The sequence below is a fragment of the Anaerocolumna sp. AGMB13025 genome (genome assembly GCF_029689925.1).
GTDB lineage: Bacteria > Bacillota > Clostridia > Lachnospirales > Lachnospiraceae > Anaerocolumna.
The window spans coordinates 6114947-6136124 of record NZ_CP121445.1; the positions used below are offsets into that span (position 1 = coordinate 6114947).

Genomic DNA, 21178 nt, shown 5'->3' on the forward strand with positions numbered 1-21178 from the left:
TCTAGTTTGCTTTCACGGTATTCTTTAACATTACCAGAGATTTCTTAGGTCCTGGAACAGCACCTTTTACTAAGATAATGTTATTTTCGGTGTCAATTCTGACAACTTCAAGATTCTGAACGGTTACTTTTACATGACCCATATGTCCTGGCATGTGTTTGCCTTTAAATACTCTACCCGGGCTTGTAGCAGCACCATTGGAACCTGCATGTCTGTGGAATTTGGAACCATGAGCCATAGGTCCTCTGGACTGTCCGTGTCTCTTGATTGCACCTTGGAAACCTTTACCTTTTGATTTTGCAGTAACATCAACTTTGTCACCTTCTGCGAAGATGTCAGCTTTAATTTCTTGTCCTACTGTATAATCAGCGGCATTTTCAAACCTGAACTCTTTAAGATGTTTTTTGTTTGCAACACCTGCTTTTGCAAAGTGTCCTTTTCTTGGCTTATTTACTAATACTTCACGGATATCGCCAAAGCCAACCTGAACAGCGCTGTATCCGTCATTTTCAACTGTTTTAACCTGAGTTACTGCACAAGGACCTGCCTGTAATACAGTTACTGGGATTAACGCTCCATTTTCATTGAAAATCTGAGTCATTCCGACTTTTGTAGCTAAAATCGCTTTTTTCATTACTTATTGCACCTCCTGTTTAATCTACAGCGGATTACACATTTCGTGTAATCATCCTAGATGGTCTACCTTGGGTGCAGGTTTCTTTTCCGAACCTTTTCCCTATATATAAACCCTAAAGGATTTCTTCTAATTTTACTTCTTTTTGACAAAGGAATGAATTACTTCATTTTGATGTCGATGTACACGCCAGCCGGCATTTCTAATCTTGATAATGCATCAACTGTTTTTTGTGTAGGTGTGATGATATCGATTAATCTCTTATGAGTTCTTTGTTCGAACTGCTCTCTGGAATCTTTGTACTTGTGTACCGCTCTAAGGATTGTTATTACTTCCTTCTTAGTAGGTAGGGGTACCGGTCCACTCACCTTTGATCCTGTCTTCTTTACAGTTTCGATGATTTTTGCAGCTGATTGATCGATTAATTGATGATCATACGCTTTCAATGTAATTCTCATTACTTGACTTGCCATAAAAAAAGTCGCCTCCTTTTCGCACTTAATTGCAGTACGACAAGCGGTGACTGTACACTCAACCGTGTGTGTCATAGCATTAAAACCCGCAACGCAGATTGCTCGCACAATCTATCTGAGTTTACACGCGTGACTTACCCACGTTTATCTGCCCGAAGCAGAAAGATTTGTTTTGTACAGTGACTTGTCGCCAGTTTCATAACTTGACATTCGCTCCACGGAAAACCTACATATTATGTAGCAACCTCACGTTTCTACGCTATCAATGTCACAGCACTAATTAGTATACTACAGGCATTTCATTAATGCAAGTATTTTTTTACAAAATTTTATTTTTTTTATTACAATGTATTAGTAATGATAAATAGAGTGTTTTTCAGTGCTTTATGGGATTAATTATTACTTTTCCCAGCTCTGAAGTTCGATGATATTGCCTTCTGGGTCAGCCGCATAAAGAAAGACCGCAGTGCCCTTTCCAGGATAAACCGTTTTAACTAATTCACCTATCTTTTTTCCTCCGGCATGAAGAAGCTTTTTAAGCAATCCCTCCACGTCATCTGTCTGAAAGGCCAGATGACCATATCCGATACCGTTAATCCTCTTAAGGTTATACTCTTCCATCCTATCATAAGAAAAAATTTCAAGTGTCGGAAGAAAATCTTCATACCCCGGTAAAGCCAGATGCACTCCTGTTATATGTGCATTTGGCAAACCTGTCAATTTATCAACCCATTCTCCTTCTAGGTTTCTCTCCGGCGGTACTGGTTTGCAGTTAAATACCTCCTGATAAAACTGGGATAGCTTTTTCCAGTCTTTTGCAATAATGTTAGTGTGTACATACTTTATATTCATTATGCTATTCCTCCCGCACAGATTATCGCTTTCCTTTCTATGCTCTTTTATATATAATAAAATTATACCTTATTTTATATAGGAATCAATCAAGAGTTTTCTTTAATTAATATGAGTAAAGTCAGGAGCGGCAATGAATACACAGAGAATAATGAAACATTTATCAGAAAATATTGAAGATCATATTAATCTCATCAATTTTATAGAAGATTATGAAATCCACGACATAAAGCAATATGGCAATACAATCCTTGTAAAAGGTACCAGCGATAAGAACTGGATCTACATAAGTTCCTCTTCTATAGAAGAACTGGCTGCGCTTGCAGAAGAACTGACTTATGAGGATACCTGCTTTGCCGCTGTTAAGGACTGGATGCTCCCAGTCATCAGCAGGGGCAGGGACTGCAAATGGATCTTATCCTCCGTTAAGCTGATCCTGCCGGAGGATAAAAGTGTTGCACTTCCCGTGCATTCCATGACGGAATTAACATTAGAGGATGCTGTGTTCATATATACAAATTCCGATTATAAAGATTTTATTTCTCTTCCTTATGTTTTGGACCGTTTACAGAAAGGTGTTACTTCCTGCATTCGAAGGGAGGGCAAGCCGGTTGCCTGGGGAATGACACAGGATGACGGTGCAATCGGTTTCCTTCATGTTTTGCCTGAATACAGAAGAATGGGGCTTGGACAGGAAGTAACACTGGATTTAATTCGCAAAGTACGCCTAAAAGGCAAATTACCTTTTTTACATATTGAAGAAAAGAATACAAAATCCATGAATCTGGCATTAAAGCTTGGATTTCAAAAAATGGATTCTGTAAACTGGGTAGAATATCATAAGGGGTAAAACCCTTATACTTCTAAATAGAATACCAGCGTCCGGACGCCCCGCAAGGTAAAATCAGATTATTAGAGGATACAGGAAGTCCGACTTCATCTGCCGCAACAATGCCTCCGAATTTGGATTTTATCTCGATTCCCAGCAAATATGCCAGTACTGCCGGCTGTAAACCGGTGGTATAGGAGTTAATCAGGAAAAATAACGGTTCTTTTGTTAATACCCCTGAGCTTAATTTTACAAAAGGGTGGATACTCTCTTCTATCTTCCAGATTTCTCCCTTGGGACCTCTTCCATAAGAGGGCGGATCCATAATAACTGCATCATAAAAGTTCCCTCTGCGGATTTCCCGTTCCACAAATTTTACGCAGTCATCAACAATGTATCGGATTGGTGCCTCTGAAAGACCGGAAAGTGCAGCATTTTCTTTTGCCCAGGTCACCATTCCCTTGGAGGCATCCACATGGGTGACACTAGCGCCTGCCTTGGCGGCTGCGATGGTTGCCCCGCCGGTATAGGCAAAGAGGTTTAATACCTTGATTTCACGTTCCGGGTTTAACTGTTTCTTTCTGCGGATTAAATCACCAAACCACTCCCAGTTAGCCGCCTGCTCCGGAAATAATCCCGTATGCTTAAAGCTAAAGGGCTGAAGGTTAAAACTTAAATCTTTATATTGTATCTGCCATTGCTTTGGCAGGTCAAAGAATTCCCATTCTCCGCCGCCTTTACTGCTTCTGTGATAATGGGCATTTCTTTTCTTCCAGCCAGTATGGGTTTTCGGTGTATCCCAAAGAACCTGCGGATCCGGACGAACTAATATATAGTTACCCCAGCGTTCCAATTTTTCTCCTGAAGAAGTATCTATGACTTCATAATCTTTCCATCCATCTGCAATCCACATATTTTTCTCTCTTTCAGTATAAATTTTTATTAACGGTTCCAAGCCTTTGTCTGATTGTATCTTTAATAATCTTTCTATATTTGATTTTAGAATATTTGTGTTTTTTTAATCGTTTCTATATATAATGGTCCTTTACTAAAATACTCCGTTTCCGCATCGTAATATACTTCCAATACTCTATTAAAATATGGAAAATTAAATATAGTAAACATACCTGGTCAAATTAAATACACAGTATTTTATTATAAAGGTAATAAACCATTTGTCAACGCAAACCAATATTCCAGCTTTATTTCCTCTTAAGTGATGATTCCCGGATTATAGGTTCCGTATTAATAATAACAATTTCTTTGGGTAATTCCATATTTTCAATACGCCAGATCAATATCTGCACCAGTCTCCTGCCCATTCTCTGGTTGCCGATATGCACCGTGGTTAAAGCAGGGGATAACAGCTCCACTTCTTCCTTATCATCAAATCCTGTCACCGCAACCTCCTCTGGTATCTTAATGCCTTTTTTCTTAAGCCAGAGCATAGTGTCTTTGGCAATATCGTCATTCGCACACACAAAGGCTTCCGGCATCTGGGGGAGACTTTCTAGTACCTTAGAAATCTCATCCTGGCGGTAATATTTATGTTCAACATGTTTATTAATTATAAACTTATCATCTGCCTGTAACCCGTGTTCAGTCATGGCAGCAAGGTAACCTTCATAACGGTCTTTAATGGTCCTGCAGTAGGTGGTATCACCGATAAAACCTATTTGCTTCATACCCTGGGATATCAGTTGTTCTGTTAATAACCTCGTGCTGTTATAGCCTTCAAATAAAATGATATCCCCTAAATCAGAGATTTCATGTACATTTCTTGGTCCATCTAAAAATACAACCGGAACATTCTTCTTAATTATTAATTCCAAAAATGATTTACAAAATACACTTAATATAATGATTCCACTCATTTCTGACTGCATATCCAAAGGGAGGACGTGGTTTTCCTCATCCTCTTCGCTGATAAAGTTAAACTGGAGCTTGCAGTTATTTTTATTCAGTTCATCGGAAATCCCCATAATAATCCGATTCCAAAAGGTGGACAGCTCCCTTCTTGCAAATACAACTATGGTTTTGGTTTTTTCCAGCCTGTCCTTAATATTAAAATCATTTAGAACCACCTGAGAAAGCTTGGAATAACCCATTTCATAGGCTTTCTTAATTACCACATACCTTGTCTCATAAGCAACCGTTTCGCTGTTATTCAATGCTTTAGCAACCGTATTGCGGGACAGGTTAAGTTCCTTCGCTACGTCTTGTATTGTTATCTTTTTCACTTGCTTCACCTCAATCTTATTCTAAGTAATGGCTGGTTACCTTCTCCATTCTGATATAACCATTTAACCGGTTTATGAGCATGCTCTCTTGTACCCTTGTAAAAAGCACCGACTTTTGCACGAAACTATACACAACGTAAAAAGCGCTGATTTTTGCACAAAAAATATACACAATATAAAAAGCACTGATTCTTGCTCAAAAATACAGACAATATAAAAAGCACTGATTTTTGCACGAAAATTACACACAATATAAAAAGCACCGATTTTTGCGCAAAAAATACAGACAACTGTAAAGGTATATAACATAATTTAATACATAATAAATTTACAACAGGCATCTGGGGATGTCAATTGCATTTTCCCCTTCTTTTTTATTCTTACCTAATTCATAAATATGAAATAAATGATTTGAGAGTCAAAAGCCTAATTTAGGTTGTAAAATGAATAAGCCAGTATATATATTCATTAATTAAGTTGAGGCTTTTGACTCTCAAATCAATAAATATATATTTATAAATTATTTTTACATACAGTTCTCGTCCGTATGGGGGCTGTGTTTTTGTAATTGCAGTAACCCAGGAAGTCAAAAAAAGCTTGGAGAAAGGTGTGTAAGCAATCAAGTTTTAATCTGTTCATCATTATTTTAACCGTTTTTTAACTTGACGTTACCACAAAAAAAATATAAACTGAAAGAGCAGACAATACATGGAAATAACATAGAAACTTAAGATATCTGCTAAAAGCAGACGTCTTAGCCAATAACAGTTGGAGGGATTGTACAATGGGAATTTTAACAAGATTTAAAGACATTATGTCAAGCAACATTAATGCATTACTGGACAAAGCAGAAGATCCAGAAAAAATGATCGATCAGTGTTTAAGAAATCTTAATAGTGATTTGGGTAAAGTAAAATCTGAAACCGCTACCATTATGGCAGAAGAACAGCGTGCAAAAAGGGTTCTTGATGAATGCAGTGAAGAAGTTGCTAAAATGCAGACTTATGCAATAAAAGCACTTGAAGCAAATAATGAAGAGGATGCTAAGAAATTCCTGGAACAAAAAGCAACCTTAACCAATAAATTAGCCGGCTTACAGGAAGCTTACGATTTATCTCATGCCAATGCGCTTCATATGAGAGAGATGCATGATAAATTAGTTGGCGATATTAACGAACTGGAATCCCGTAGAGAAATGATAAAAGGTAAGTTATCCGTTGCCAAAGCCCAGGAACGCATTAACAAGATGACTTCTTCTTTTGCAAGTGCCAATGATTCTTTAGCAAGCTTCAGCAAATATGAAGAAATGGCTGATAAAGCCATTGACAAGGCAAATGCCATGGCTGAATTAAACCGCTCTACCTCAGATAATTCCATTGATGACCTTACAAAGAAATATGCTTCCGATTCCGATGTAGATGCAGAACTGGCAGCACTCAAAGCAAGCTTAAATAAATAAAGAAGAATCAGCCTTATAAATTCGAGATCAAATTATAACAATAGGAAAATGGCGGCAGGGAACTTAAGCCGCTGTTTTTCGCGCTAAGGTATCACTATAGCAGAAAGAGGTAAGGTTTATGGTAGTACAATATAAATGTCCAAATTGCGGAGCCGACATGGCATATGACAGTACCTCCGGTATGCTCCATTGCGATAGCTGCGGAAGAAATGACTCCATTGAATCCTTCCAAAAAGCCGGTTCAGGTACGGATTCAAAAACAGAAACCGGTACGGACAGTTTTCACTCCCACGAAGAACACCACAAAGAGAAGGACAGGGATTTCCATTCCTATGACGAAAATGAAACAGCAGAATACCACTGCAAGAATTGCGGTGCTGTATTAATTACCGATAAAAATACAACTGCAACTACCTGCAGCTTCTGTGGTGCCGGAGTTGTCCTTGCGGACCGGTTAAGCGGCAGCATGAAGCCTGCTAAAGTAATTCCATTTACAATCAATAAACAGCAGGCACAGGAAGCTTTTAAAAAATGGTGCAAAAAAGGTCTCTTGACTCCAAAAGGTTTTATGACCGCCAACCGTATCAAAAGTATTAGCGGATTATATGTACCTTTCTGGCTTTATGACTTAAATGGTCAGGGGGAAGCAGATGCCACCTGTACCAGGGTCCGGACGTATCCCCAGGGAGATTATATCTATACCGAAACCAGTTATTATCATGTCTACCGGCAGGTCAATTTAAATTACTTAAAGGTTCCTGCTGATGCCTCTGAAAAAATGAATGATGAGTTAATGGATAAATTAGAGCCTTATCATTATAACGATTTAAAAGACTTTAATATGCCTTATTTGGCAGGATATCTGGCAGAAAAGTATAATTATGACGATAAAACCTTATTTTCCAGGGTTGAAGACCGGGTAACGGATTTTGTAGACACCTATATTAAATCTACGATTGGCGGCTACACCACAACATCTTATAACCAGAAAAATATCCGGGTAAAGGAACAGCAGGCGGATTATGTACTTCTTCCCGTCTGGATGGTCTGCTACGATTATAAACAATCAGAACACACCTTTGCCATGAACGGTCAGACTGGTAAAATCGTAGGTAAACCTCCCCTTAGTGTCGGTAAAATGGCTGCCTGGTTTACCGGAATCAGCGCCGGTGTCTTTGCAGTATTAAAAATCATTGCAGTACTGACAGGAGGACCGATATTATGATGCAGACAGGCAGAATTAATAAATATTACAGACTTTTTATACTTCTTATCCTATCCGTACTTTTAGGTGGCACTGCTTTGGCTCCCCTTAAAGCCCTGGCAGCCCCGGAGGATCAGAAGGTCTATGACAATTATGGGCTGTTTAGTTCGGAAGAAGTAGCAGACTTAGAAGATATCTGCTCCAAATATGGTGATGAAGGAAAAATAGATATTGTTATGATAACCGATGATTTTTCTGATAAATCACGCCAAGAGTATCTGGAAGATTTCTATGATGAGCATGGTTTTGGTTTTGATAAGGAATTTGGCGATACCGCAATGATTTTAATTAATATGAACCAGGACGACCGGGGTGTTGAAATCCAGGGGTACGGAAATGCCGAATATTATCTGAATAATGACCGTATTGAACATATGCTGGATGATGTTGTGGCTCTGCTTAAAGACGGCAGCTATTATGATGCCATGGATGAGTTTGCCAAACAGGCTGCTTATTACATGAATCAGGATAAGGGTGTTAATACTTCCCCTGCTACAGGGGCTGATGATTCCGGCGAATCTGGTTATACCGGTCCGGGTAATAATTATGGTGGGTCTGGTTCCAATAATTACGGGGAATCCGGTTACGCCGGTCCCAGTGATTATTATGGAGAAAAAGATGATAATATTTTCTATAATACCTTTTTTCAAGTAGCAATTGCTGTTATAATAGGAGCAGTAGCCGTAGGTATTATGGCAGCAAACTCCGGAGGAAGGGTTACCGTTTCTAACCGGACTTATCTGGATGAGGGGCATTCGGGAATCGTTGCCACCCGTGATGATTATATCAGGACCACCACAACCAGGGTTAAAAAACCTACCAATGATAATAACAACGGAGGCGGCAGAAGCAGTGGCGGCGGCGGAATCTCAAGCGGCGGTCACTCCCACAGCGGCGGCGGCAGAAGCTTTTAAATTTTGGCACCTTATGTTTTATAGAAAGGAAGTAGGAAACGATGGGATTTTTTACAGGACAATTATCCAATGTAATTGAATGGGAAGAGTTTAGGGAAGATATGATCTTCTATAAATGGCATAACTCAGAAATTAAAAAAGGCAGTAAATTAATTATACGTCCGGGTCAGGATGCTGTATTTTTATTTAACGGTAAAATAGAGGGAATCTTTAAAGATGACGGAGATTATGATATTGAATCCGACATTATACCTTTCCTTTCTACCTTAAAAGGGTTTCGTTTTGGGTTTAACAGCGGTATGCGGGCGGAAGTATTATTTATTAATACCAAAGAATTCACGGTAAAATGGGGCACCAGGAGCGCAATTAATATTCCTACCCCACAGCTGCCGGGAGGTCTTCCAATCCGGGCAAATGGTACCTTTAATTTCAGAGTAAATGATTATATTAAATTAATAGATAAAATAGCAGGTGTAAAAGACAGCTATCTGGTTGAAGATGTAAAGCTTCGTATTTCTTCCCTGTTAGATCAATTATTAATGAAGTGGATTGTTAAGGAAGGCAAGGATATGTTTAACCTCCAGGCCAATTCTTTTGATATCAGCACCGGCATAAAGACCGATTTGGATATGCAGCTATTTGATACAGGTCTTACCATTGCCGGCTTTAACATAATGAGCTTTACCTATCCGGAGGAAATCCAGGAGATGATTACCAGAAGCGCTTCCACCAGTATGATTGGCGATCTCGGCAAATACCAGCAGGTTATTATGACAGACGGTATATCAAAAGGCCGGGTAAACAGCGGCGGCTTTGCTTCTGATATGACAGGCATGATGATGGGTATGAATATTGCCAATCAGATGATGCAGAATATGAACCAGAGTATGGATCAGAATGCGAAACAACCTAATACTTCCGGTCAACCCGGTAACCAATTTGTAAGCAATGGTACAAAACCTAATTTCTGTCCAAACTGCGGTCAGAAAACCGGAGATGCCAATTTCTGTCCGAACTGCGGTCAGAAATTAGTATAAGCTGAATAACTTTTGAATCGTTTTATTTAAAGAATGCCCAATCAAACTGTAATTGCAGGATATATGTTTCCTTCAATTATTGAATGATTGGGCATATTTAATAACTTTATTCAGTCTTAATTATTTATTGTACTTTAAAGACCGGATCCTGAACCAATTTATTCAGCTTATCCTGTGCGTCTTCCAGATTTGAACCTTTTACACCAAAGTAAAATTTAATCTTAGGTTCTGTTCCAGAGGGTCTGACTGCACACCAGGCATCTTCTTCCAGTTCAAAATATAATACGTCAGAGTTTGGCAATCCGGTTTTTGTCACTGTTCCAGTAGACAGATCGGTTATGGTATCTGCTTCATAATCCCTGAATTTTAGCACCTTGTAACCACCGGCTGCAACTGGAGGATTCTTTCGGTAATTGCCCATAATCTCTTTGATTTTCTGCATTCCTTCAATACCTTTTAGGGTAACAGATACTAAATCTTCTTTAAAATATCCGTATTTTTCAAACAGGTGGTTCATCTGCTGATACAGTGTAATACCCTTTTGCTTATAATAAGCTGCTGCTTCGCATAAAGCCATAACTGCCACAACCGCATCTTTATCTCTGGAATGAGTTCCGATTAAACAGCCATAACTTTCTTCAAAGCCAAAAACATATTCATGAGAACCGGTTTCTTTATATAATTTAATCTGTTCACCAATGTATTTAAAGCCGGTTAAAACTTCAATCAGATCCGCACCATAGTATTTTGCAATCTGGTCTGACATATTTCCAGTTACTATTGTCTTAACTAATGCTGCATTAGATGGTAAGGTATGGTGTTCTGCTTTCTGGGAAAATACATACTCTGCTATTAAGGAACCGGACATATTACCGGTCAATAATACAAATTCGCCCTGCTCGTTACGTACCTGCACTCCAAGTCTGTCTGCATCCGGGTCTGTAGCCATAATTAAATCTGCACCCACTTCATCTGCCAGTTTTTTCGCAAGAGTGAATACTTTCGGGTCTTCGGGATTGGGGTAACCAACTGTTGTAAAGTTAGAATCCGGCATCTCCTGTTCTGGAACTACATATACATTAGTAAAGCCCAGCTCTTTTAAAATACGTCTGACCGGAAGATTACCGGTTCCGTTAAGAGGAGTGTAGACAATTTTCATATCTTTGCAGCTATCGGCAACAGGATTTACTACCAGTTTTTTAAGTTCTGCTATATATTTATCATCAATTTCACTTCCGATTACATTATATAAGCCTTTTCCTTCAGCGGTTTCCTTGTCCATTGTTTTTACTGACGCATAGTCGGTAATGGTATTTACTTCTGTTATAATCTCCTCATCCTTGGGATAAGTAATCTGGGCACCATCTTCCCAGTATACCTTATAACCATTGTATTCTGCCGGATTATGGCTGGCAGTAATTACGATACCGGCAATACAGCCTAATTCCCTTACCGTAAAGGATAATTCCGGAGTGGGTCTTAAGGCTTCAAATACATAGGATTTAATACCATTGGCATTTAAGCAAAGAGCTGCATCAGAAGCAAATTCCGGAGACATTCTTCTGGAATCATATGCAATAGCAACCCCTTTCGCGGCACCGCCCTGCTTAATAATGTAATTAGCCAGACCCTGGGTTGCTTTTCTTACCGTATATAAATTCATTCGGTTACTTCCGGCACCTAATACGCCGCGAAGACCTCCTGTTCCAAATTCCAAATCTTTATAAAAACGATCCTTAATTTCTACATCATTATCTGATAAATCCTTTAATTCCTGTCTGGTTGCTGCGTCAAAATACTCATCTGTTGTCCATTGTTTATATTTCTCTAAATAATCCAAAATCTTATCTCCTTTCAATCTGTCTTATTATTATACATTTTACTGAATTTCATCATATCTTGCAATGCATTTTTTAAACTATTATGAAAATACCTATTATATTCGGAATAATCAACGACTCTATTTGCCTGTCAGCACCTGCTTAACAATCCGTTAGTCTTAGTCTTAGGGAAATATATCGTTCTATAGGTTGTTAACAATGTATTTCTGATTGATTTAAATTATCTTACGTTCCTGTTATACAAATAATATAAATTTTCATTGCACTTTTGAGGTTTTATGAATTAGAAAAATCTTGTAAATCATGAAAGTTCTGATTATAATGAGAAGACAAAGATAAAAACACAGTCTGGTTGGTAGTCCAGGCGTAGCGTAAGCTATCAGTAACCTGCCTCCTTGGTTGTCCGTTCTTTGTTCATTTTATTTTAAGGAGGAATATTATGGACAAAGTATCAGTAGCTTTACGTGTATTTTTTGAAGATCCATTTTTTATCGGTATCTGTGAACGCAGGACGAATGGGTGGTTAACTGTATGTAAAATCACCTTTGGGACAGAACCAAAAGATTATGAAATTCAGGAATATATACTTAAGAACTGGCAAAAGTTAGAATTCAGCCCAGCTACCGAGGACACCGTAATCAAAGTATGTACCAATCCCAAACGTATGCAAAGAGCCATAAAACGGCAGCTTGACCATATGGGGGTTGGCACCAAATCACAACAGTCACTCAAATTGCAGCAGACTTTGGCTAAACACAATCGGGCAAAAAAAAAACGAGAGAGAAAAGAAGCTGAAAATAATCGTCAATTTGAGCTCAAACAACGCAAGAGAAAAGAAAAACATAAGGGTAGATAACTGCCACTAAGTTATCAAAAGTGATAAACCATACTTTTCTCAGCGTCCACAACTGGATGTAACCTGCAAAGATTACAGCGGTTTTTCAAGATAGGAGTTATTATGCATATATTACTGAAAGGATTCCGCTTCGGCTTACTGCTTCAGATCGCCGTAGGACCAATTTGCTTTTTTATCTTTCAAACAGCTTCTGTATCCGGCTTTTATACCGCCATGACAGGAGTCCTTGGAGTCACATTAATTGACGGGTTGTACATACTGGCTGCCATATTAGGAATTGGTACCTTACTGAATAAAAACAGCAGGGCAAAGACGACTCTCAGGCTTTTTGGAGGATTGGTACTCCTTGTATTTGGTCTCAGTACTATAGCCGGTGTATTTGACCTCAATTTTCTTCCTGGTCTGAGTTTTAAGGAAGCAGATACCCTTAATAATATATTCTTAAAAACTCTTTTATTGACTTTATCCAATCCATTGACCATATTATTCTGGGCAGGAGTATTTTCAACGAAACTCTCAGAAGGTGACAGGGACAGGAAAACTATGTATGGCTTTGGTCTTGGTGCCTTGCTCTCTACTTTGGTTTTTCTGTCGGCAGTGGCTTTTACCGGCAGTTTATTAAATTCGTATTTAAATACAACCGCCGTTAATTTTTTAAATATCTTGGTGGGTATTCTCTTAGTATTTTTTGGTATCCGGACCTTTTACAGGAAAAGTTAAAACTGTACTGCTTATAGAACTTCATCTCACCCTTATATGAGCCTTGAGGTATATTAAACTCCAAGGGTGATTTTAAGATACTTGGTAATGATTCTAAGGTTTGCATTAAATCTTATTCCCTTTAAGATATTTCTTATGGCAACTATAAGCGTCTACAAAGCATAAAATACCTGTAATAATATTTATTACAGGTAACAGAACCATAGTTCCTGCCCGTAAGTTTAGTATGAGGGTTTATGTTATTCATTGGGATCCGATACCCATTCCTTTAAAAAAGAGGTTCCTCTAAAGGCATTATTTTTCCCATTTGACTTATGTAAATAAATATCCTCATCAGGATAATAACAGGTATCTTCTTTTTCTTTCGTTCCTATATCAAGGATAACCAGTGGTTCTTCTCCGGAATTATAGAATGTATGGGCTATATTTTCACCTGCCGGTTTGGATAAGAAATCACCTTGGCTAACTGCTGTCTCCTTATTATTCAGGCGAAGAATTCCATTACCTGAAATGATATAGAAGAATTCTTCCTGTTGGGAATGGCTATGGTATTTCGTACTATAGCCCTTTGGGGGAACGCTGTCCATGTTGACATACAGCTTTTGACTGCCTGTTGAAGTTCCTAATTCTTTCGTTATGAGCCCGATTCTGTCTTTCCATATAAATTCGTCAGAAATCTCATTGATGTTACCGATTCTTTTCATTATTTTCCTCCTGCCCTATTTAATATAAATTATTTAAATAAGAAAGTTTCTGCTATATTCTCATATATAGAAGGGTATTCAGTTTTCACAATGTCCTCCATAATAACAGGCTTATTACTTACTGATTTTCCTAATGGTCATATTACTAATTTCTATATCTATTTAAAGTTTGGAGTTGTAATCCCGGCTAATATAATTAAGAAGGATATGGCTGCAGCGAGAATGTACTGATCTGCCGACTCTTCTTTATTGACTTTCAGTGCTATACCCTTAGCCAAGGAAAATACAAACACAAAAGGCCATATAAACCATGTCCAATAATAAAATATCCCTATGTATCTCATAACCTCTATCACCATGTATATACTTCTCCTATCCAATTTTCTTTATTTCAAACGTCATTTTAATAGTTTAATATACAGTTTGGTTGTCCATCAAAAAAATTGCCCTGCATTTCTCTGCAGACGCAAAAATTACAGCCCCTGCAGGTGCAGAAATGATAGAAGCATTATTGCATATTAACTTTCACAATATCAAATTGAGAAGTTATTACCAACCAAAGTTGAGGGTTGTAAAGGGTTATATTCCAGATTCCGGAACCATGTAATCCATATTTAACTACCAGCTCAAGTAAAGCATTAATACTGCGTGAATCTATAAACCAAACTATGTATTGTACTTTATTTTCGTAATAAATGTAATACGGGGTCTGGGACAGTTCATCAAATTGAATCACAGCACCATGTACTTCCGCCAGCTCAACTGCCCCTTCAAAGGATATAGCATTAATACTTGAGAATCCTGGCAAAAATGGCAGTTCCCATTTATAGCCGATCGTTGGAATACCAATAATTATTTTATCCGGTGATATGAAGGTATCAACATAACTTAAGAATACATCCATTTTATATATCGAACTGATTGGTGATGGAGGGTTAATGTTGGTAGCCCACTGATAACTCATAAATATGATGTTTTGGGCATATTCATTTAGTATCGAATAATCCACTCGTTCAAAGTCAACTTCACCGGTGATATTACTGAAATTAGGGTTTATTGTAATAAAAACATAAAATCCTTCGCTGTTCAAACGGTCGGATATAAGTTTAAAAAACGTGTTGTACCAGTATATATTGGATACATTTATATACTGAAATGAGATGTTAACGCCCTGGTATCCCTTCTGTTTAATAATGACTAACAGATTGTCAATATATCTGTTTTGATAATTACTATTCAACAGCAAATCATATTCAATACCGATATTAGCTTCACCTCGAATCGTCAAGGTAGTTAGTAATAAAAGGGGCATTACTCCATATTCCTTTGCAATTTCTACCACCTGGGTATCATCAAAATAGGTTATTATTTCACCCTCTTTGGTTGCTGTATAATTCAAAATTGAAAGATAGGTTAAATAAGGCAGGGTCTTTCTTAAAATTCCAGAATCAATATTGGGGTTGGTATTACCGTGTATAGTTACACTTCCCCTATGTGGGTAACTAATTACAATTTCTTCCCCAGGATATATATATTCTCTATCGGCTAAAAACGGATTATTCTGTAACAGCTGCATTACCGAAACTTGAAAAACTTCTGCGATCTTAGTTAAGGTATCCCCATCTTTAACCGTATAGACAACCTCCGGAACCGCTATAACGATTGACTGTCCTATAACTAAACCTTGATTTTCTCTCAGACCATTATCTACTCTCAATCTGGTTACGGGTATTCCATAATAATCAGCGATGGACTCTAACGTTTCTCCCTGCTGCACAACATGAATTACCATACGAATCCTCGATTCCAAACATATGCTTACTTTAAATATATGTCTGAAATTATAATTCATTCTAAGACTACTTTAAGATGATTTGATAATGCATTTAAAACTCTCATTTGCCTATTCTATAATATTTTTGGCGTTTAATCTGCTTATTTCTGTTTTTAAACTAATTATCATCTCATTTAATTCTTCCCTTCCAGGACGATAGGAATCATGAAATAACTCCTCATCGGGTAATCTCCATATCGGAGCTTTTACAGGTGTATCTCCCTCTACTCTTGGAATCAGGTGCCAATGTACATGGCTATCCAGATTTCCAAGCATGGCATGATTCATCTTATCAGCTTGAAATGCATTATATACTGCTTCCGATACTATACTCATTTCTTCCAAGTGTTTATTCTGTATTCCTTAGTCATAAAATGAAGTTCCGTAACATGTAGTTTACTTAGAAAGCATGTATAACCTTTATATCTCTGGTAATCTCCCAATACCACATATCCTGTTTCAAGTTCTGTTACGAAATATGGATTTGTTCCGTCTTTTATCATTTCAATTCTTTCACATATGAAGCAGCTCATAATTTTACCTTCCTTAATTTTCGCGGTTTTATCTAGCACATAAATACCTCTCCCCAGTAAGCGTATTCAAAATTCTATAAAAAATGTGGGCTTGTAAATAGCTATGAAAATCCTCTTTTTCGTTTATTGCAGCAGTTAGTTTATCAATCAATATATCAGTTAAATAATGAATCGTCTTATCCACTATCACCTCTATTGTCTGTCTGACATCTATCAATTTATCTGACATTTATCAACTATTTGATATTTATCACTTGTTTGATATTTATCAACTTATTTGATATCTGTCAACTAACCTGATTGCTGTCATTATGTTATGACATACCGATTAGCGTAACTGCAAAACAACGAAAAAAATAATTCATAGGTATATACAAGCCCACATCATTTCAGAGCGATTTATTCACTTTAATTCACAAAGTGATTAATTGCTATGTTTATAAATTTAAGCTTTTCCAACGGAACCGAATAATTCCATTTTTTCTTTAACGGTAGCTTTAATTGCTTCTGTTCCAGGAGCTAAAAGCTTACGAGGGTCAAAACCTTTGCCGGTTAAATCCTTGCCTTCTTCAATATACTTACGTGTACCTTCTGCAAAGGATAATTGGCATTCTGTATTAACATTGATTTTAGCAACTCCAAGGGAAATCGCTTTTTTAATCATGTCTTCCGGAATTCCAGTACCGCCGTGAAGAACTAAAGGCATGTCTTTCGTTAATTGCTGAATAGCATCCAAGGTGTCAAAGCTTAAACCTGCCCAGTTTTCCGGATATTTACCATGGATATTACCGATACCGGCGGCAAGCATGGTTACACCAAGATCAGCAATAGCCTTACATTCCTTAGGATCTGCAACTTCACCGGCACCTATCACGCCGTCTTCTTCTCCACCAATGGAACCAACTTCTGCTTCTATGGATAAACCTTTTTCTGCACAGATTTTAACTAATTCAGTGGTTTTATCAATATTTTCTTCAATAGGATAATGTGATCCGTCAAACATAATGGATGAAAATCCTGCTTCGATACACTTTAATGCACCATCATAGCTGCCGTGGTCAAGATGCAGAGCAACAGGCACGGTAATTTTTAATTCTTCCAGCATTCCATTTACCATACCAACTACAGTCTTATAACCACACATATATTTTCCAGCGCCTTCGGATACACCAAGGATTACCGGTGAGTTTAATTCCTGGGCTGTTAATAATACTGCTTTCGTCCATTCAAGATTATTAATATTAAATTGGCCCACTGCATAGTGGCCTGCTTTTGCTTTGTTAAGCATTTCTTTCGCTGATACTAACATAAATCTACCTCCATCTTCTTCTATTTTATCGTATAAGCTGTATCACAACTTTTTGTTATTATAACCTATTTTCAAAGAAAAAGAAATAAAAATTCCATTAAAACTTTTTTTTGTTATAATTTTATCAATAACCTATGTTCATGGACACCTATATTATCATCCCCTGTTCCTCAGGTTTCATGGAAGGTGAAAATCTGTTGATAATAACGGATCTATGCAGTAAAATGTTATTAGATAATATGGTTAACAATTTTGCTCATAACCTTGAAGCAATTAAACATCTATAGGAGAGGAGGGATTTTTTTGCAGGAAAAAATTATATTTCATGTGGATGTAAATTCCGCATTTTTAAGCTGGGAAGCTGTTTACCGCATGAATGTGTTAGGCGAAACACTGGATTTACGCTCGATTCCTTCGGCTGTTGGCGGTGACAGTTCTAAACGTCATGGAATCATCCTCGCCAAATCCACTCCGGCAAAAAAATATAAGGTGCAAACCGGAGAACCGATTGTTCAGGCTCTGCAAAAATGTCCGGAACTTGTCCTGGTTCCTCCCAATCATGCGCTATACGAACAGTGTTCCCAAAGCCTTTTGAACCTCCTGTCTGAATACACGCCGGATATTGAACCTTTTTCCATAGATGAAGCTTTTCTTGATATGACCGGTGCCTGTATTCATTTTGACTCACCCCTGAATGCCGCCCAAATTATAAAGAACCGGATTAAGAACGAACTGGGATTTACTGTGAATATTGGTATTTCCTCGAATAAGCTGCTGGCAAAGATGGCCTCGGATTTTCAAAAGCCAGATCTGATCCATACGCTTTTTCCGGATGAAGTTCCGGCTAAGATGTGGCCTTTGCCTCTGGAGGAGCTTTTTTTCGTAGGCAGGTCCACCAGTAAGATTCTTCGCGGTTTAGGACTTTGTACCATAGGCGATATAGCCAAAATGGATCTTGGTATATTAAAGACACATATTGGAAATAAACATGGACAGCTTATTTATCAATATGCCCACGGAATTAATAATGACCTTGTGGAATCAGCTGAGTCCCCGAACAAAGGAATCGGCAGCAGTACAACTTTATCCCGGGATGTTACCGATCTTGATACTGCAAAGCTGGTGCTGTTATCTTTAAGTGAAACTGTGGCTGCAAGACTTCGTACCAGTGAAGTAAAAGGGAGCTGTATTACGGTAGAACTTACGGACTGTGATTTTAATCATCAGACCCACCAGACCACCCTATTATCACCGACTAATACTGCCAACACCCTACAAGAAACTGCCTTCCGCCTGTTAAAGGAGTGCTGGAATGGTACTCCACTTCGGCTGCTTGGTATCCGGGTTACGAAGCTTACTACAGAAGAATATACTCAAATGAATCTATTCGATATGTCCAGAAATGAAAAATTAGAAAAACTGGATAAAGCCCTTGACAGTATTCGAAGCCGGTTCGGCAGCGATTCCGTCAAGCGGGCCAGGTTTATGGAACCTGAGAAAAGCCAGTCATCAAATAATGCTCAGATGAAGTAGTTATGCTACAAGCAGGAAGATATTCTTAGGCGCAGAATAAAATTAGTTAAAGGGTCTGTTGCAATTTAGTCTTTGATTTGCAACAGACCCTTACTTTTATAATTTATTTTACCTGACGTAGATAAGAGACTTCTTATTTCTTCAAGTTAATCCTTTGTTGTTAGTCATGACATTGGCAGTCTCCGCTGCACTCTTCATGGTTTTGTCCATGATGATCACACTGACCTTTTCCTTCCGCAAGGCTTCCGTCTAAGTAAGCTGCTGTTACTACATCTGCATCACCTTCTGCTCCCGGTATTACCAGAATACCTGCATCCATAAGTCCTTCCATGGCTCCCATGCCAATACCACCGCATATTACCACATTGACCTTTTCACCACTTAGGAGCTCTACCAATTCAGAATGTCCGCTGCCATTACTTTTTAAAACAGATTTGCTTATTAATTCTTTCCCTCGTATTTCATAGATGTTGAACTGTTCTGATCTTCCAAAATGACCGAATACAGTATTCTCATCATCCACCGTAACTGCAATTTTAATGGTCGCAGCCTTTTCTTGGGCTGCAGTTACTTCCTTTGAAGCCTTTATTGCTGCTGCCCCTTCCACTTCATGTACAATCTCAATAGTTTCTGCTGCGAGATCAAGCCAGTCACCCTTTAACTCCTCAATACGCTCACCGTCAATAGCTGCAGCAATTGCCGGATCAATGGGAACTTTGGCAAGGACCGGCAAATCATATTTATTGGCAATTTCGTCGATGTGGCTGGTACCAAATACACTAATCTTTTCTCCGCAATTACCGCACTTGATATAACTATAATTTTCAATAAGACCCAGAATAGGAATATCCATGGCATTAGCCATATTAACTGCCTTTGATACAATCATGGATACCAGTTCCTGAGGGGATGCTACTATAATAAGTCCGTCCACCGGCAAGGACTGAAATACGGTAAGCGGAACATCTCCGGTTCCGGGAGGCATATCCACAAACATATAGTCAATATCTTCCCAAAGCACCTCAGACCAGAATTGTTTTACGGTTCCTGCAATCACTGGACCTCTCCAAATCACCGGAGTATCTTCGGTTTCCAACAATAAGTTAACCGACATAATCTTAACACCGTTTTCACTTACTGCCGGTAAAATTCCAAGCTCATTGCCGGCTGCTTTGCTGTGGATACCAAATGCTTTCGGAATAGACGGTCCGGTTATATCCGCATCCAAAATACCGATATTGTAGCCTTTTTGGTTCATCAATACGGAAAGATAAGACGTAATAAAGGATTTGCCCACGCCTCCTTTACCGCTTACAATTCCAATTACCTTTTTCACCTTACTATAAGGATTAAGGGGGGCTAAAAAATCTTCCTTGGAAGATTTCCTTGAGGAACATTCTGTTTGACAGCTTGAACAGTCACTAGAACAGCTGCTTTGTGATTCATACGTTTCACTCATATCTTTATTCTCCTATTCTTATTAACACATATTCTCTTACTTCTGTGGTCTACCCGGCTGTGGTTTACCAGACTTTGGCATAACTGGATATTGTTATTTCCTCTTAGTGTTTTACTCAATTTTGAATTTTACTTAGCTTTGAATTTCACTCGGCTTTGTATTCACTCGGTTTTTGGTTCAAAACCTTTTTACAACGTTTACAACCGCAGTTGCAGGGCAGGTCCATCTCCGTAATTTCATAATTGCCACCCTGTATCAATACACCTTTCCCTTCACATAGTGCTTCCACGGACTTATGCCTTCCAGAGTAAAGAATTCTTTGAAAAGTCCCTCGGGAGACACCCATTTTCTGAGCAGCATCCTCCTGCTCCAGATTTTCAAAATCACAAAGGCGGAGGGCTTCCAATTCGTCTACACTGAGTATAATATACCCCTGCCCGCCTTCTTCCGGCGTAAATACTTTATGTTCAAACTCCGCACAAACTTTCCTGCATTTTGCATTTCTTGGCATAAAGCATCTCCTTTCCGGCACCAGTATCCAGCTGCTTGCTACTATAACTTAACATAAACTCTATCTTTTATTTATATTGTGCATATGCACAAATTAAATTATACTACCTGATAATTTTTTGTCAATAGTTAAGCTAAAAATATTAATAACCTCCTTTATGTTACTCATTTTCTCAA

Annotated in this window: 22 protein-coding genes and 1 pseudogene; 8 read left to right on the top strand and 15 right to left on the bottom strand. The window is 38.3% G+C overall.

Translation table 11 applies throughout. From position 1 onward, the window contains the following. Window position 1 precedes the first annotated feature (1 nt). The 3 genes from rplC to QA584_RS25500 form a co-directional block, all read right to left on the bottom strand. Window positions 2-634: a 50S ribosomal protein L3 gene (rplC, locus tag QA584_RS25490; RefSeq protein WP_278271912.1), complete on the bottom strand. Its 633-nt coding sequence runs from the start codon at window positions 632-634 to the stop codon at window positions 2-4. 161 nt (window positions 635-795) lie between these two features. Further along, window positions 796-1107: a 30S ribosomal protein S10 gene (gene rpsJ, locus QA584_RS25495; protein WP_161837418.1), complete on the bottom strand. Its 312-nt coding sequence runs from the start codon at window positions 1105-1107 to the stop codon at window positions 796-798. Between the two features lie 399 nt (window positions 1108-1506). Continuing rightward, complete coding sequence (locus tag QA584_RS25500; protein WP_278271913.1) at window positions 1507-1959, bottom strand: VOC family protein; 453 nt, start codon at window positions 1957-1959, stop codon at window positions 1507-1509. A gap of 133 nt (window positions 1960-2092) precedes the next feature. On the opposite strand from QA584_RS25500, the gene QA584_RS25505 reads away from it, so the two are divergent. Continuing rightward, window positions 2093-2809 carry a GNAT family N-acetyltransferase gene (locus QA584_RS25505; RefSeq protein ID WP_278271914.1) on the top strand — a complete coding sequence of 239 codons (717 nt, stop codon included), beginning with the start codon at window positions 2093-2095 and terminating at the stop codon, window positions 2807-2809. Between the two features lie 13 nt (window positions 2810-2822). Here QA584_RS25505 and QA584_RS25510 read toward each other — a convergent pair whose 3' ends face one another. Together QA584_RS25510 and QA584_RS25515 are read right to left on the bottom strand one after the other, a co-directional pair. After that, window positions 2823-3701, bottom strand: coding sequence for a class I SAM-dependent methyltransferase (locus QA584_RS25510; protein WP_278271915.1), 879 nt, complete (start codon window positions 3699-3701; stop codon window positions 2823-2825). Between the two features lie 289 nt (window positions 3702-3990). Further along, window positions 3991-5028, bottom strand: coding sequence for a LacI family DNA-binding transcriptional regulator (locus tag QA584_RS25515; protein ID WP_278271916.1), 1038 nt, complete (start codon window positions 5026-5028; stop codon window positions 3991-3993). A 784-nt stretch (window positions 5029-5812) separates the two neighbouring features. Between QA584_RS25515 and QA584_RS25520 the strand changes: the two genes are divergently transcribed. The 4 genes from QA584_RS25520 to QA584_RS25535 all read left to right on the top strand — a co-directional run bounded on the left by QA584_RS25520 (window position 5813) and on the right by QA584_RS25535 (window position 9702). Beyond that, window positions 5813-6487 (top strand): PspA/IM30 family protein, encoded by a 675-nt coding sequence (locus tag QA584_RS25520; RefSeq protein WP_278271917.1) that lies wholly within the window; start codon window positions 5813-5815, stop codon window positions 6485-6487. A 118-nt stretch (window positions 6488-6605) separates the two neighbouring features. After that, a complete protein-coding gene (locus QA584_RS25525; RefSeq protein WP_278271918.1) occupies window positions 6606-7712 on the top strand; it encodes a hypothetical protein in 1107 nt (368 codons plus the stop codon). Continuing rightward, entirely contained in the window at window positions 7709-8665 is a 957-nt protein-coding gene (locus QA584_RS25530) for a TPM domain-containing protein (protein WP_278271919.1), read from the top strand. The genes QA584_RS25525 and QA584_RS25530 overlap by 4 nt, the downstream gene beginning before the upstream one ends. A gap of 41 nt (window positions 8666-8706) precedes the next feature. Then, window positions 8707-9702 (top strand): SPFH domain-containing protein, encoded by a 996-nt coding sequence (locus QA584_RS25535; protein ID WP_278271920.1) that lies wholly within the window; start codon window positions 8707-8709, stop codon window positions 9700-9702. Between the two features lie 124 nt (window positions 9703-9826). Here the strand turns inward: QA584_RS25535 and QA584_RS25540 are convergent, their stop codons facing one another. Continuing rightward, entirely contained in the window at window positions 9827-11542 is a 1716-nt protein-coding gene (locus QA584_RS25540; protein ID WP_278271921.1) for a phospho-sugar mutase, read from the bottom strand. A 440-nt stretch (window positions 11543-11982) separates the two neighbouring features. Here QA584_RS25540 and QA584_RS25545 point away from each other — a divergent pair, with 440 nt between their 5' ends. After that, window positions 11983-12399: a YjdF family protein gene (locus QA584_RS25545; protein ID WP_278271922.1), complete on the top strand. Its 417-nt coding sequence runs from the start codon at window positions 11983-11985 to the stop codon at window positions 12397-12399. Between the two features lie 102 nt (window positions 12400-12501). Beyond that, the gene (locus QA584_RS25550; RefSeq protein ID WP_278271923.1) at window positions 12502-13119 is read left to right on the top strand and encodes a LysE family translocator; all 618 of its coding nucleotides are present in this window, start codon (window positions 12502-12504) and stop codon (window positions 13117-13119) included. A 239-nt stretch (window positions 13120-13358) separates the two neighbouring features. Here QA584_RS25550 and QA584_RS25555 read toward each other — a convergent pair whose 3' ends face one another. The 6 genes from QA584_RS25555 to fba all read right to left on the bottom strand — a co-directional run bounded on the left by QA584_RS25555 (window position 13359) and on the right by fba (window position 17499). Further along, the gene (locus QA584_RS25555; protein ID WP_278271924.1) at window positions 13359-13823 is read right to left on the bottom strand and encodes a cupin domain-containing protein; all 465 of its coding nucleotides are present in this window, start codon (window positions 13821-13823) and stop codon (window positions 13359-13361) included. A 158-nt stretch (window positions 13824-13981) separates the two neighbouring features. Then, window positions 13982-14182: a hypothetical protein gene (locus QA584_RS25560; RefSeq protein WP_278271925.1), complete on the bottom strand. Its 201-nt coding sequence runs from the start codon at window positions 14180-14182 to the stop codon at window positions 13982-13984. A gap of 149 nt (window positions 14183-14331) precedes the next feature. Next, on the bottom strand, window positions 14332-15615 hold the full coding sequence (locus tag QA584_RS25565; RefSeq protein ID WP_278271926.1) for a LysM peptidoglycan-binding domain-containing protein: 1284 nt from the start codon (window positions 15613-15615) through the stop codon (window positions 14332-14334). 111 nt (window positions 15616-15726) lie between these two features. Further along, window positions 15727-15993, bottom strand: a complete 267-nt coding sequence (locus tag QA584_RS28650; protein WP_331487756.1) for an HIT family protein — start codon at window positions 15991-15993, stop codon at window positions 15727-15729. Then, entirely contained in the window at window positions 15990-16190 is a 201-nt protein-coding gene (locus QA584_RS28655; RefSeq protein WP_331487757.1) for a hypothetical protein, read from the bottom strand. The genes QA584_RS28650 and QA584_RS28655 overlap by 4 nt, the downstream gene beginning before the upstream one ends. Window positions 16191-16635: 445 nt before the next feature. Beyond that, the gene (fba, locus tag QA584_RS25575; protein WP_278271927.1) at window positions 16636-17499 is read right to left on the bottom strand and encodes a class II fructose-1,6-bisphosphate aldolase; all 864 of its coding nucleotides are present in this window, start codon (window positions 17497-17499) and stop codon (window positions 16636-16638) included. Window positions 17500-17802: 303 nt separating this feature from the next. On the opposite strand from fba, the gene QA584_RS25580 reads away from it, so the two are divergent. After that, window positions 17803-19032 carry a DNA polymerase Y family protein gene (locus QA584_RS25580; protein ID WP_278271928.1) on the top strand — a complete coding sequence of 410 codons (1230 nt, stop codon included), beginning with the start codon at window positions 17803-17805 and terminating at the stop codon, window positions 19030-19032. Between the two features lie 160 nt (window positions 19033-19192). On the opposite strand, the gene QA584_RS28765 is transcribed toward QA584_RS25580, so the two are convergent. The 3 genes and pseudogenes from QA584_RS28765 to QA584_RS25590 form a co-directional block, all read right to left on the bottom strand. Further along, on the bottom strand, window positions 19193-19639 hold the full coding sequence (locus QA584_RS28765; protein WP_334306038.1) for a NifB/NifX family molybdenum-iron cluster-binding protein: 447 nt from the start codon (window positions 19637-19639) through the stop codon (window positions 19193-19195). A gap of 12 nt (window positions 19640-19651) precedes the next feature. Then, window positions 19652-20491: pseudogene (locus QA584_RS25585) on the bottom strand (P-loop NTPase); the annotation flags it as partial. A 145-nt stretch (window positions 20492-20636) separates the two neighbouring features. Next, the gene (locus QA584_RS25590; protein ID WP_278271930.1) at window positions 20637-21002 is read right to left on the bottom strand and encodes a DUF134 domain-containing protein; all 366 of its coding nucleotides are present in this window, start codon (window positions 21000-21002) and stop codon (window positions 20637-20639) included. Between the last annotated feature and the right edge of the window lie 176 nt (window positions 21003-21178).

What these genes read in the sequence shown, in the direction of transcription:
- QA584_RS25560 (WP_278271925.1), bottom strand. Translation starts at nt 14,182, where the DNA reads ATGGTGATAGAGGTTATGAGATACATAGGGATATTTTATTATTGGACA.
- QA584_RS25590 (WP_278271930.1), bottom strand. Translation starts at nt 21,002, where the DNA reads ATGCCAAGAAATGCAAAATGCAGGAAAGTTTGTGCGGAGTTTGAACAT.
- QA584_RS25505 (WP_278271914.1), top strand. Translation starts at nt 2,093, where the DNA reads ATGAATACACAGAGAATAATGAAACATTTATCAGAAAATATTGAAGAT.
- QA584_RS25510 (WP_278271915.1), bottom strand. Translation starts at nt 3,701, where the DNA reads ATGTGGATTGCAGATGGATGGAAAGATTATGAAGTCATAGATACTTCT.
- QA584_RS25550 (WP_278271923.1), top strand. Translation starts at nt 12,502, where the DNA reads ATGCATATATTACTGAAAGGATTCCGCTTCGGCTTACTGCTTCAGATC.
- QA584_RS25525 (WP_278271918.1), top strand. Translation starts at nt 6,606, where the DNA reads ATGGTAGTACAATATAAATGTCCAAATTGCGGAGCCGACATGGCATAT.
- QA584_RS25520 (WP_278271917.1), top strand. Translation starts at nt 5,813, where the DNA reads ATGGGAATTTTAACAAGATTTAAAGACATTATGTCAAGCAACATTAAT.
- QA584_RS25535 (WP_278271920.1), top strand. Translation starts at nt 8,707, where the DNA reads ATGGGATTTTTTACAGGACAATTATCCAATGTAATTGAATGGGAAGAG.
- fba (WP_278271927.1), bottom strand. Translation starts at nt 17,499, where the DNA reads ATGTTAGTATCAGCGAAAGAAATGCTTAACAAAGCAAAAGCAGGCCAC.
- rpsJ (WP_161837418.1), bottom strand. Translation starts at nt 1,107, where the DNA reads ATGGCAAGTCAAGTAATGAGAATTACATTGAAAGCGTATGATCATCAA.
- QA584_RS28655 (WP_331487757.1), bottom strand. Translation starts at nt 16,190, where the DNA reads ATGAGCTGCTTCATATGTGAAAGAATTGAAATGATAAAAGACGGAACA.
- QA584_RS25555 (WP_278271924.1), bottom strand. Translation starts at nt 13,823, where the DNA reads ATGAAAAGAATCGGTAACATCAATGAGATTTCTGACGAATTTATATGG.
- QA584_RS25500 (WP_278271913.1), bottom strand. Translation starts at nt 1,959, where the DNA reads ATGAATATAAAGTATGTACACACTAACATTATTGCAAAAGACTGGAAA.
- rplC (WP_278271912.1), bottom strand. Translation starts at nt 634, where the DNA reads ATGAAAAAAGCGATTTTAGCTACAAAAGTCGGAATGACTCAGATTTTC.
- QA584_RS25530 (WP_278271919.1), top strand. Translation starts at nt 7,709, where the DNA reads ATGATGCAGACAGGCAGAATTAATAAATATTACAGACTTTTTATACTT.
- QA584_RS25545 (WP_278271922.1), top strand. Translation starts at nt 11,983, where the DNA reads ATGGACAAAGTATCAGTAGCTTTACGTGTATTTTTTGAAGATCCATTT.
- QA584_RS28650 (WP_331487756.1), bottom strand. Translation starts at nt 15,993, where the DNA reads ATGAGTATAGTATCGGAAGCAGTATATAATGCATTTCAAGCTGATAAG.
- QA584_RS25565 (WP_278271926.1), bottom strand. Translation starts at nt 15,615, where the DNA reads ATGGTAATTCATGTTGTGCAGCAGGGAGAAACGTTAGAGTCCATCGCT.